10 protein-coding genes are annotated in these 12,353 nt (G+C 45.8%); all 10 read left to right on the top strand.

Translation table 11 applies throughout. The features are described from left to right. Window positions 1-3 precede the first annotated feature (3 nt). The 10 genes from hisC (at window position 4) to fliJ (ending at window position 12,271) form a co-directional block, all read left to right on the top strand. Window positions 4-1,113, top strand: a complete 1,110-nt coding sequence (gene hisC, locus LQZ07_RS16450; RefSeq protein WP_152781340.1) for a histidinol-phosphate transaminase — start codon at window positions 4-6, stop codon at window positions 1,111-1,113. Between the two features lie 16 nt (window positions 1,114-1,129). Continuing rightward, window positions 1,130-2,410: a 3-phosphoshikimate 1-carboxyvinyltransferase gene (gene aroA, locus LQZ07_RS16445; RefSeq protein ID WP_152781338.1), complete on the top strand. Its 1,281-nt coding sequence runs from the start codon at window positions 1,130-1,132 to the stop codon at window positions 2,408-2,410. 158 nt (window positions 2,411-2,568) lie between these two features. Further along, entirely contained in the window at window positions 2,569-3,795 is a 1,227-nt protein-coding gene (locus LQZ07_RS16440) for an EAL and HDOD domain-containing protein (protein WP_152781336.1), read from the top strand. A 223-nt stretch (window positions 3,796-4,018) separates the two neighbouring features. Further along, window positions 4,019-6,232: a bifunctional diguanylate cyclase/phosphodiesterase gene (locus LQZ07_RS16435; RefSeq protein ID WP_256471332.1), complete on the top strand. Its 2,214-nt coding sequence runs from the start codon at window positions 4,019-4,021 to the stop codon at window positions 6,230-6,232. 72 nt (window positions 6,233-6,304) lie between these two features. Next, window positions 6,305-6,649 (top strand): flagellar hook-basal body complex protein FliE, encoded by a 345-nt coding sequence (fliE, locus tag LQZ07_RS16430; RefSeq protein ID WP_152781332.1) that lies wholly within the window; start codon window positions 6,305-6,307, stop codon window positions 6,647-6,649. Window positions 6,650-6,691: 42 nt separating this feature from the next. Further along, complete coding sequence (fliF, locus tag LQZ07_RS16425) at window positions 6,692-8,386, top strand: flagellar basal-body MS-ring/collar protein FliF (protein WP_152781330.1); 1,695 nt, start codon at window positions 6,692-6,694, stop codon at window positions 8,384-8,386. Then, window positions 8,376-9,410 carry a flagellar motor switch protein FliG gene (fliG, locus tag LQZ07_RS16420; protein WP_040307146.1) on the top strand — a complete coding sequence of 345 codons (1,035 nt, stop codon included), beginning with the start codon at window positions 8,376-8,378 and terminating at the stop codon, window positions 9,408-9,410. The genes fliF and fliG overlap by 11 nt, the downstream gene beginning before the upstream one ends. Before the next feature lie 2 nt (window positions 9,411-9,412). Beyond that, window positions 9,413-10,474, top strand: a complete 1,062-nt coding sequence (gene fliH, locus LQZ07_RS16415; RefSeq protein ID WP_152781328.1) for a flagellar assembly protein FliH — start codon at window positions 9,413-9,415, stop codon at window positions 10,472-10,474. After that, window positions 10,452-11,795: a flagellar protein export ATPase FliI gene (gene fliI / locus LQZ07_RS16410; RefSeq protein ID WP_152781326.1), complete on the top strand. Its 1,344-nt coding sequence runs from the start codon at window positions 10,452-10,454 to the stop codon at window positions 11,793-11,795. The genes fliH and fliI overlap by 23 nt, the downstream gene beginning before the upstream one ends. Before the next feature lie 32 nt (window positions 11,796-11,827). After that, window positions 11,828-12,271: a flagellar export protein FliJ gene (gene fliJ / locus LQZ07_RS16405; protein WP_194164096.1), complete on the top strand. Its 444-nt coding sequence runs from the start codon at window positions 11,828-11,830 to the stop codon at window positions 12,269-12,271. Window positions 12,272-12,353: the final 82 nt, after the last annotated feature.

Raw genomic sequence — 12,353 nt, 5'->3', positions numbered from 1 at the left:
TTCATGACGTGTGATTTTCATGCTTTAGCCAATCAAGGCATACAAGGTTTACACCCTTATCAAGCAGGTAAACCAACCGACGAGCTAGAACGTGAGTTGGGCATTAGTAACATTGTTAAGCTCGCCTCTAACGAAAACCCTCTGGGCATGAGCCCACTGGCCTTGGCCGCAATTGAAAAAGCCACCAGTGAACTAACTCGTTATCCAGATTCAAATGGCTTTTATTTAAAACAAGCGCTGGCTGATAAATACAGTTTGGCTGCTGAGCAATTTACCTTAGGCAATGGCTCAAATGATGTATTGGATTTAATTGCTAGAGTATTTGTGAGTAGCGAGCATGAAGTAGTGTTCTCACAACATGCTTTTGTTGTTTACCCAATTGTGACGCAAGCAATAGGCGCAAAAGCGGTAGTTGTTCCAGCCAAAGACTGGGGGCACGATTTAGATGCCATGGCCGAAGCGATTACTGATAAGACCCGTTTGGTGTTTATCGCTAATCCGAATAACCCAACAGGTACTTTTCTTAGCAGTGATGCACTATATGGCTTTATGCAAAAGGTGCCAGAAAATGTGGTGGTGGTTTTAGACGAGGCTTATTACGAGTATTTGTCTGAAGACGAGCAGGCTCCTTCAACAAGCTGGTTAGCGCAGTTTAGCAACCTAGTGATTACTCGCACCTTTTCTAAGGCTTATGGTTTAGCTGGCTTGCGAGTTGGTTACGCTATTTCTAGCCCAGAGATTGCAGATTTACTAAACCGCTTGCGTCAGCCGTTTAACGTGAATAGCCTTAGCTTGGTGGCGGCAGTGGCTGCACTAAAAGATCAGCAATATTTACAGCAAAGTATCGCGTTGAATCAGCAAGGTTTGCAGCTGTTAAGCGAGTTTTTTGAGCAAAATGCTATTAGCTATATTCCTTCAAAAGGGAATTTTATTAGCTTTTTAGCGCCAAGTGGCGATGCTCAAGAGCTTTATCAGCAGTTACTCCATAAAGGCGTGATAGTTAGGCCGGTGGGCCCATATCAGATGCCTGGTTATCTGCGTGTAAGCATCGGTACCGAACAAGAAAACCAAACTTTTATTAAAGCTTTAAGCCAGCTAATTGGCTCAAATTAAGTAGAGATTTCGATTCATGGAACAATTAACTTTACAGCCTATTTCTCGTATCAACGGTGAAATTAATTTACCTGGCTCAAAAAGCGTATCAAATCGTGCATTGTTATTAGCAGCACTGGCTGAAGGCGAAACCGTATTAAGTAACCTGCTCGACAGCGACGACATTCGCCACATGCTAAATGCACTTAAAAAGCTTGGTGTAGATTATCAGCTTTCTGAAGATCGTAGTCGCTGCACAGTGACTGGTTTAGGCAGAGCTTTTAAGGTCGCTCAAGCCGAAGAATTATTCTTAGGCAATGCTGGAACGGCAATGCGTCCTTTGTGTGCCGCCTTATGTTTGAGCCAAGGTGAGTTTACCTTAACCGGTGAACCGCGCATGGAAGAGCGCCCAATTGGCGCCTTAGTCGATGCCTTACGCCAAGTGGGAGCCGACGTCACTTACCTAAAGAATGAAAACTACCCTCCTTTAAGTATTAAAGGCACTGGCTTAGCTGGCGGTAAGGTCGACATCGACGGTTCTGTATCTAGTCAGTTCTTAACGGCCTTTTTAATGGCTGCACCGTATGCCCAACAAGACACAGAAATTAGTATTGTTGGTGAGCTAGTATCAAAGCCTTATATTGATATCACTCTTAAGATGATGGCTGCCTTCGGTGTTGAAGTTGAAAACGATAACTACCAACGTTTTATCGTTAAAGGTCAGCAAACCTATCAAGGAGCTGGCGAGTTTTTAGTTGAAGGTGATGCGTCTTCGGCTTCTTACTTCCTTGCCGCTGGTGCAATTAAAGGCGGTGAAGTAAAAGTGACTGGCGTAGGCAAAAAGTCTATGCAGGGCGACGTATTATTTGCTGATGTATTGGCTGCAATGGGCGCCGATATAGAGTGGGGCGACGATTACATTATCGCTCGTAGCGGTGAGCTAAGCGCAGTAGATATGGACATGAACCACATCCCTGATGCAGCGATGACTATAGCTACCACTGCACTGTTTGCCAAAGGCACTACCGCCATTCGCAATGTTTATAACTGGCGAGTAAAAGAAACCGACCGACTAGCTGCTATGGCCACCGAGCTTAAAAAAGTGGGTGCAACAGTAACTGAAGGGCACGACTTTATCGAAGTGACTCCACCGGCGAGTTTGAAGCACGCAGCGATTGATACCTACGACGACCACCGCATGGCAATGTGTTTTTCTTTGGTTGCCTTAAGCGATACACCAGTAACAATTAACGATCCAAAGTGTACTTCTAAAACATTTCCTGATTATTTTGAGCGCTTGCAGCAACTTAGCGAATAAAACTATCGAAATGTGTTGGTAACTTAGTTAGTCTTAAAAGAGTCACTTTTGTGACTCTTTTTTTACGTCCGTACTTTGGCTCAAGCAAAAAGTTTGAGCTTATTAATATAAAGGCAAAAAGCCACATCATAAAGTACGGCAGAAACGGTAACTGGACTATGAATGTTTATACTGCGCGGCAGGCGATCCTCGATCGCCGGCAGCGGGTAGTAGCCTATGAGCTACTTTTTAGGGATGGACCAGACAATGTCTTTCCCGACATTGATCCACATGAAGCGACCTCCAAGCTGATTATCCGCACTCAGCTAAATGACGGCTTGAATGCGATCACTCAAGGCAAACCAGCCTTAATCAATTTCCCTGAAGAAAGCCTTCATTCTGAAATGATAAAGTTGCTACCCAATAAGCAGGTAGTGATAGAAATTTTAGAAGATGTCAAACCCAGCGAGAAGCTATATAAGCGTTGTCAGTCCTTGTTTCATCGTGGTTATAGGCTAGCTTTTGACGACTTCGTTTATCGGCCTGAATGGGAGCCTTACTTAAAGTTTGTTCGGCTTATAAAGGTTGATATACAGCGTACGCCGTTTGATCAACTAGAACCGCTATTTAGGGCCGTAAAATCACGTAAAAACATCAAATTATTGGCCGAAAAGGTAGAAACGCAAGCGGAATATCAACAAGCGAAAGAAATGGGCTTTAACTTCTTTCAAGGTTACTACTTTTGTCAGCCTGAAATGCAAGTGGCGAAAGACATTGATGCTAGCTATTTGATGATATCCCGTTTGTTCTATGCCGCTACTCGTGAAGACGTAAACATTAATGAAGTAGTGCGCTATTTTGAACGTGATACGGGATTAACCTACAAGCTACTGCGTTTTGTTAATTCTGGAAGTTTGCCAATTGTCAAAGACATCGCGTCAATTAAGCAAGCCGTGGTGTATATCGGCAATAATCAGTTGCGAAAGTTAGTGGCATTATTAGCCAATGCCATGACTGTAAGCCACAAGCCGCGCGAGCTGGTGCGTATGTCGGTGCATCGGGCTAGATTCTGTGAACTAGTGGCGATGCGCAAATCACCGAGCATGCAAGAAACGGCGTTTCTATGTGGATTGTTTTCCTTGCTTGATGCCATTTTAGATAAACCTCTAACAGACGTTCTGTATAGCTTACCGCTCGATCAGGACATTCGTGACGCCTTGTGTTCAGAGCAGCCGTCGATGTTGAGAGCCATGTTACTGACCATTAAATCTTATGAGGAAGGGCACTGGTATAAAACTGAGCGTTTAGCTGAACAACTGCGCATGGACTACACCCAAGTAGAGCAGTTAAATCTTCAAGCGCTGCTTTGGAGTGAGCAATATCAGTCGTTGATTGGGCAAAATTGAGCTAGCTCAATATATGATTTTGCTTACTTTCTTGAAAATTGTGACTCAAGAGCTTAATAAACTAAGTTTTAGTGAATTAAGTTGCACTCAGGTCAACTATTTTTCTTAGCTTTTTGGTATGCTGTCAGGACTATGAACTTGGTGCAACGAATGCCAGGTCAGAGCGTTTTTTTAGGAGCTAAATAGTTTGCGGTTGTGCCTCGTTAGATTCTTAACGTTGCTAGTGGTAGGTTGTTGTTGGTCGTTAGGCGCGAACGCCTATATAGTCAATGCGAGTGAATATCAATGGCTCGAAGATAATCCAGAAATCAGGGTTGCTGTTGTGGCAGACCGTTTGCCGCTGGAGACTATTGATCAGGCTGGTACTCCTCAAGGCTACGCGGTAGAAGCGCTAAATCAGCTGGCTTTTCAAACCCGTTTAAAACTCAAGTACACCGCTTATCCAAATATCACCGATGCGATAATGGCCTTACAACATGGCCAAGTGGACATGCTTAGCAGCGCCAGTTCGCACCGCCGTCTTAGCCCTTTTGTTCATTACACCTTAACCACTTGGGTTCAACCACTAGCGTTATTTCATCCGCTAGAGCAAGCGCGTTTCGCTAATATGAAACAATTAGCTGGTAAGAACGTAGCAACGGTTGCAGGGAGTAGTGCTCACGAAGCCTTATTAAGCAAATACCCCGATGTAAACATCATCGTCTATGCAAGCTTGGTTGAAGCCTTGCAATCGGTGGTGGAGCAGCAAAGTGTTGCTTTGTTTGCGGGCAGTGATGAAGTGGCCGCTAACTTACGTGCCCATCCTCAATGGCGCTTACAGCAAGCGTTTCAGCTTGAACATGGCGTGCTGCACCGCTTTGCTATTCGAGAAGATTGGCAGCCTTTAGTGGATTTAATGAACCGCGGCATTCTGTCTTTTGAGGCCGATTATAGCGAACAGACTTATCGACGCTGGCAGGCTTACGCGGCCAATAGCGGCCAAACAGGGCAGTTTTCTTACTGGTGGCTTCTCGGTGTATCGTTGTTGCTTTCGATAGTGACCTCCGCCTTTGTATTAGTAAGGCAGCATCTTAAAAAAGCCAATAACAAAACCTTACAGCTGCGCGAGCAACTTGATTATTGGAAAAACCATGATGAAGTAACTAGCTTGCCTAATCGTCGCCATATTACCCGCTTACTGACCAACTGGTTAGATGATGCAACCCCGTTATCGGTATTAATGTTTGATTTCCCAAGGCAAAATGAAGTATTTGAAAACTTCGGTCAGCGCTTAGGCGAAGTCACTAAAGAAGCCTATGCCAAGCGCGTACAAAAAAGCCTACGTAAGCATTACCCTGAAGCACAATTAGCCTACTGGTATCACCATTACTTTGTAGTGGTTGTGCCAAATGTGAATAAAGACAAAGAAGTCATCGAAATCGCTAAGCAAATTGTGCAAAGCTGTCGCGGTTGGTTGCGTTTAGAACAACTTCAATTGCTGACTCGCTGTCATGTGGGTTACTGCAGTTACCATCCAAGGCGTGAAGCCTTGCATAGCGATACTTTGTTAGCTAATACCTTTACCGCGTTAAATCACGCGGTTAAAACGGGTGTAAGTGTTTGCCGTTACCGACCGGATTTAAGCCAAGCTGGTTTAGTAAAACTCACCTTAGAATCTAAGTTGCGTCGCGCTATTGGCAATAACGAATTAGATTTATTCTTTCAGCCGCAATACTGTTTAAAAACCAATAAAGTGATTGGTGCCGAAGTATTGTTGCGTTGGTTTACCGAAGACGGAGCCATCTCACCCGATGAGTTTGTACCGGTTGCCGAAGAAACCGGTTTGGTACTGCAGCTAGATAAGTGGGTGTTCCAAAATGCTATGCGCTTTATGGCGCGCTTCTCTAGCCAACTACCTGAAGGCTTTAAGTTATCGGTAAACTTTTCTGCTGCCACAGTGTCGCTGGGTCATGCAGAGAAAATTGCGATCAACTATGCCAAGCAGTGGCAGGTTAATCCACAGCGTATCTGTATAGAGATCACCGAGTCGGCGATGATGGAACAACCAACAGAAGCTAAAGCCAGTATTCAGCGGATGCGTGATGCAGGCTTTGGTATTGCCATTGACGACTTTGGTACCGGTTATTCTTCAATGGCTTACCTTAAGCATTTGCCAGTAACAGTACTTAAAATCGACCGCGCCTTTGTTAGCGGCTTAGAAGATAATCTATCGGATCAACACATTGTTAAAGCGATGGTGATGATCGCCCGCAGTATGAAGTATCAAGTTCTCATCGAGGGTATTGAAACTCAAGTTCAAGCCAACCTTGCTTCGGTAATGGGTTGTGAGCAAGCGCAAGGCTATTTCTTTGCGAGGCCTCAGCCAGAGGCGGACTTTGTGAAGAACTATCTGCCTAAAACATCTACAAAAGAGAACCTTCGATTAGTTGTTAATTAATCTTGGCGCGGCTTTTGCTTTTCCCTGTATATCTTAAGAACAATGCCATTTATCTGGCGGTAGAGGGAAATCATGAGAGTAGATTCGGCAAACCTATTTAGCGAACTGCAATCAATGGCTGGCGAAATGAAAACAGGCGGCATCGCCAACGACATTGCTACGCCAAGCAGCCAGTTAACGACCTCTTCGGTAAACAGCGATTTTGGTAACCTGCTAAAAGACGCGATAAATAATGTTAATGGCTTGCAATCTAATGCCAATGACTTGCGAACCCGCTTTGATTTAGGCGATCGCAGTGTAGGCATTGGTGATGTAATGATTGCCGCTCAAAAATCTAGCATCGCCTTTGATGCAACGGTTCAAGTAAGAAATAAGCTAGTTGATGCTTATAAAGAAATCATGTCCATGCCGGTTTAATGTGGCTAGGAGAATATTGTGGCTAGCGAAGGAAGTAACGCAATGAGTCAAGAACCGGCACTACTAGGTTCAGATAGCGAAGGTGATAGCTTAGAGGCTACCGAGCAGCAAAGCTCTGCCTTATCATTTTTAAGCAACGGTGACGTGCTGCGTCAAATCATCATGATTTTGGCTTTGGCTATTTGTTTGGCAATGGCTGTCTTCCTATTGATGTGGGCTAAAGAGCCCGAGATGCGCCCGCTGGGTAATATGAACACTAGCGAGTTGGTGGAGACGCTCGACTTCTTAGACGCCCAAAAAATTCCTTACACTATTGAAGGCAACACTGTATTAGTGAATGCCGAGCAATATCAAGATATTAAACTCAAGCTACGCCGCTCTGGGCTTACCGAAGCAGCGCCTGCCGGTGAGCAAATCCTGCTAAATGACATGGGTTTTGGTGTGAGCCAACGCTTAGAAGGCGAGCGACTAAAGCTTAGCCGCGAGCGCCAGTTAGCTACCGCCATCGAGCAAATGAAATCGGTGAACAAGGCGCAAGTGCTGCTAGCCATTCCTAAAAGCAACGTATTTGCCCGCCGTGAGCAAAAGCCATCAGCTACCGTGGTGGTTAACTTGCGTGGCGGAAATGGCCTTAAGCAGGAAGAAATTGACTCCATCGTCGATATTGTTGCCTCCGCAGTTCAAGGCTTAGTGCCTACTCGCGTTACGGTGACCGACCAAAACGGCCGCTTATTAAACTCGGGTAGCCAAGACCCGCTATCTTCACGCACTCGCAAAGAATTTGAGATGGAGCGTAAGCGCGAAGAAGAATATAAAGACAAAATTGACGCCATCATGATCCCAATCGTGGGCGTGGGCAACTACACAGCTGAAGTAGATGTAACACTTGATTTTACTGCCGTTGAACAAACTCAAAAACGCTTTAATCCAGATTTGCCTGCTGTGCGCAGTGAATACACCATCGAAGATAACAACGTTGGTGCCGGCGCTATTGGCATCCCTGGTGCGTTAACTAATCAACCTCCACTGCCAGCAGAAATTCCAGAGCAAGCAGGAGCTGCCAACAACCAAGTTCAATCAGGCAGCAGCCATAAAGAATCTACCCGTAACTATGAGCTAGATACCACCATCAGCCATACTCGCTCTCAAGTGGGAACCTTGAGACGCTTGAGTGTATCGGTGGCTTTGGATTACAACAGTCAAGTTTCTGACAGTGGCGAAACAACCCGCGAGCCGCGCTCGGCTGAACAAATAGCCAGCATTCGTCGTTTATTGCAAGGTGGTGTAGGTTTTAACTTAAGCCGCGGCGATACCTTAGAAGTGGTAAGTGTACCGTTCTCTCGCCCTGAAATTTTCACTGAAGCTGATTTACCGGTTTGGGAACAAGCGTGGTTCTGGCGAGCGATGCGGATAGCAGGCAGCGTACTGGTATTAATTGTATTGATTGTTGCTGTGGTTCGCCCAATGCTGAATCGCATTCTATCTAGCGGTGAAGAAGATGAGCAGGCCGAAACTGATTTAGATGCAGCATTAGCTGCTTACGAAAATGACGATGATTTACAGCTTATCTCGGCAGATAATACTGAGGTAGACTTTGGTATTCGCGATGGACAGCTTAAACTGCCAGACTTACATAAAGATGAAGACATGCTAAAAGCGGTACGTGCGCTAGTAGCTAATGAGCCAGACCTAGCGGCGATGGTGATTAAAGATTGGGTAATTAACGATGCCAAATGAAGATGAAGTAAATCCAGAGGAAGTCCTCGGTGATATGAGTGGTATTGAGCGCGCAGCGATTTTGATGCTGAGCCTCAATGAAGACGATGCCGCTACCATTTTCCGCCACCTTGAGCCAAAGCAGGTTCAGCGTTTAGGTATGGCAATGGCATCATTAGAAGACTTTTCTCACGACCGAGTGGTTGCGGTTCATCGTTTGTTTATTGATGATATCCAAAAATACACCAATATTGGTATTGGTAGTCAAGACTTCGTACGTAATGCCTTAACCGCGGCATTGGGTGAAGATCGCGCGTCTAGCCTAGTTGACCAAATCATCATGGGTAGCGGCGCTAAAGGTCTTGATTCCTTGAAATGGATGGATGCTCGCCAGGTGGCTAACATCATTCAAAACGAACACCCGCAAATCCAAACCATTGTTTTGTCTTACTTAGAAGCTGAGCAATCTGCTGAAATCATGTCGCAATTCCAAGATAAAGTGCGCTTAGACTTAATGATGCGTATTGCCAATCTTGAAGAAGTTCAGCCTGCGGCACTAACCGAATTGAACGAAATTATGGAGAAACAGTTTGCTGGTCAAGCTGGTGCGCAAGCTGCCAAGATGGGCGGCCTGAAAGCTGCAGCAAACATCATGAACTTCTTAGATACCAACATGGAAGGCATGTTGATGGACTCTATTCGCGAAAGCGACGAAGAGATGGCGCAACAAATTCAAGATCTCATGTTTGTATTCGAGAACTTGGTGGATATCGACGACCGTGGTATTCAAACCTTGTTGCGTGATGTTCCGGGCGAGTTACTGCAAAAAGCACTTAAAGGTGCCGACGATTCACTGAAAGACAAGATCTTCAATAACATGTCTAAACGTGCCGCAGAAATGCTTAAAGATGACCTTGAAGCCATGGGACCAATCAAGGTTAGTGAAGTTGAAACTGCCCAGAAAGAAATTCTGTCGATTGCTCGACGCCTCTCAGAAGCCGGTGAAATTATGATTGGCGGCGGCGGTGGAGATGAGTTCTTATAAACATGAGCGACCAAGATAAAACGCCAGAACAAGAGAGCGAAGATCTCACGCAAGACGCTCCAATTGAAGCATCCAGCCAGATGATGGATGAAGATGAGATAGCTGCGCTTTTAGAGCAAAATGACGCTTCACCAGCCAGTGAAGCGCCAGCAGCAGAAGAGCAAAGTAGCGATGTAAGCGACGAACAAGCAGCGATTGACGCGATGTTAGCCGATGCAGCAGAACAGCAAAATATAGCAGCTGACCAGCCAGCCAATGAACAGCCAAGTAATGAACAGGCTGACTCTGAGCCAGAAGACGATATAGCGTGGCCTCTCCCTGACTTCACCGATCCCCACCATGTTGAAGAAGAGCCTACTAGCAACGTATTTAATATGAAGCCAGCGTGGTTCAACGAAGAGCCCGTTGAAGAAGAGCCTGAAATTCAATTTGAGCCGATGACTATTGAGGAGCTTGAAGCGCTTCGACAGTCTGCCTATGAAGAGGGCAAAGCTGAAGGTAAAGCGGAAGGTCATAAAGAAGGTTTGCTAACCGGCCACGAAGAAGGCTTGGAACAAGGTAAGGCACAAGGCCATCAAGAGGGCTTAAGCCAAGGTTTAAGCGAAGGGCAGCAACAAATTGATCAGTTAAGCAGCCGTTGGCAAGGGCTTATCGACCAGCTTCATCAGCCCAATAAACAGATTGATGAAGAGGTTGAGCAACAAGTGGTAGAGCTAGCCACAAAACTTGCGGCAGAGATTGTTCAAGTGGAGCTGGTGACTAACCCGAGCATAATCGCCAAAACCGTTAAGCAAGCAGTAGCTGCGCTGCCTTTGCAAAAACAACATATTCGCATTCATCTACACCCAGAAGACATGGCGGTGATTCAAGCTGTGTTTCCTCCAGAAACGCAAGAAAAGAAAAACTGGCAATTATTAGCAGATGGTAGCCTAACGCAAGGTGACTGTTTAATTGAAAACGATCTTTCTTCGGTATCTGTGGATATGAATGAAGTGATTAAACAAAGCCTACAGTCTTTTATTCGCCAAAATGGTCAAGACGATGACGCTGAGCCAACGACTTAAAGCTTATAACACTGAGCATGTTCGCAACGCACCAACGGTTGCGGGTAAATTGACTCGGGTGGTTGGCCTCACTTTAGAAGCCGTTGGCTGTCGCGCGCCAGTAGGCTCACTTTGCTCAGTAGAAACGCTTGACGGTTTTTTAGAAGCTGAAGTAGTGGGTTTTTCTGGCGATAAGCTTTTCCTCATGCCCAGTGAACAGCTTACCGGGGTGCTGCCTGGCGCACGGGTTATTCCAATGCATGAACACCACGGTATTCCAGTAGGTATGGAGTTACTTGGCCGGGTAATTGACGGCGTAGGCAAACCACTCGATGGATTGGGTGATATTAATTGCAAGCAAACCACTAACCTTAGCTCCGCGCGTTTAAACCCCATGGCAAGAAAGCCAATTAAACAACCATTGGATGTTGGGGTTCGTTCGATTAATTCGGTACTTACCGTAGGTCAGGGTCAGCGAATGGGCCTATTTGCCGGCTCTGGTGTGGGTAAAAGTGTACTCATGGGCATGATGACGCGAGGAACTACTGCTGATGTCGTTGTTGTAGGTCTGATTGGTGAACGTGGCCGAGAAGTAAAAGAGTTTATTGATGAGATATTAGGTGAAGAAGGCCGCCAGCGGGCGGTTGTGGTGGCTGCGCCTGCCGATGCTTCACCGCTTATGCGCTTGAAGGGCTGTGACACTACTTTAACCATTGCCGAGTACTTCCGCGATCAAGGCTTAAATGTTTTGCTGCTAATGGACTCTTTAACCCGCTACGCCCAAGCCCAGCGTGAAATAGCATTAGCCATTGGTGAGCCTCCAGCGACCAAGGGTTATCCACCATCGGTTTTTGCCAAGCTACCTCGTTTAGTGGAGCGCGCTGGCAATGGCGGAGAAGGGCAAGGTTCTATCACCGCCTTTTTTACCGTGCTTACTGAAGGTGATGATTTACAAGATCCGATTGCCGATGCTGCCCGAGCTATTCTTGACGGACATATAGTATTGTCGCGCGAGTTAGCTGACTCTGGCCATTACCCCGCGGTTGATATCGAAAAGTCAATCAGTCGGGTAATGCCTGCGGTGACAAGTGAAGGGCATCAGCAACTGGCTCGCCAGCTAAAATCGCTGAATGCTTCTTACCAGCAAAACCAAGACCTTATTGCTATTGGCGCCTACCAACGCGGCGCAGATAAACGCATTGATTTAGCCATCGCTATGAAGCCGCACATGGACCAGTTCTTGCAGCAAGAGATGAAAGAAGTAGTAGCTTATGACGAAAGTCTGACGCGGATGGAACGCACCATGCAAATGGCTAACATCAACGCGCAAGGCCCATTATAAGCAACTAAGGTTTAGCTTAGTAGGAGATGGGCATGGCAAGGCGAGCTTTATATTTAATGGTGGAACGTTTGCAAGAACAAGAGCAAGACGCCGCCCGAGACATGGCTGAAGCACAACAGCAACTTAGCGAATTTGAAGCACAACTTGCACATCTCGAAGACTACCGACGTTCCTATCTTGAGCAAGCTTTAGCCAAGGGAGTTGACGGTTTTTATGCGGACAGCTTTCATCAATATCAATTGTTTATTCAAAAGCTTGAACAAGCCAGCGTTCAGCAGGGGAAAAGCATTGAACAGGTGAAAAAGAACGTGTTGTTGAAGCGCAAGCAATGGCTAGATGTGCAAGCAAAGCGCAAAGCTATGGAATTGCTGATTGATAAACAAGTAAAACAAAAACAGCATAAACAAGCACGTGAAGAGCAAAAACTATTAGATGAATATGCGCTATATGCACATCTTCGAGGTCAAGCGAGCTAATCGGCACGTTTAATGCTTTGAATTTTAGATAATGCTAGCGCGCCTTCAATATTTGGGCCGCGAAACAAATATTTTTATTGCA

It is taken from the genome of Agarivorans sp. B2Z047, from assembly GCF_023373605.1.
Taxonomy (GTDB): Bacteria; Pseudomonadota; Gammaproteobacteria; order Enterobacterales; family Celerinatantimonadaceae; genus Agarivorans; species Agarivorans albus.
The sequence above is the reverse complement of the archived record's forward strand: the minus strand, read 5'-3'. Positions and strand labels throughout refer to the sequence as shown.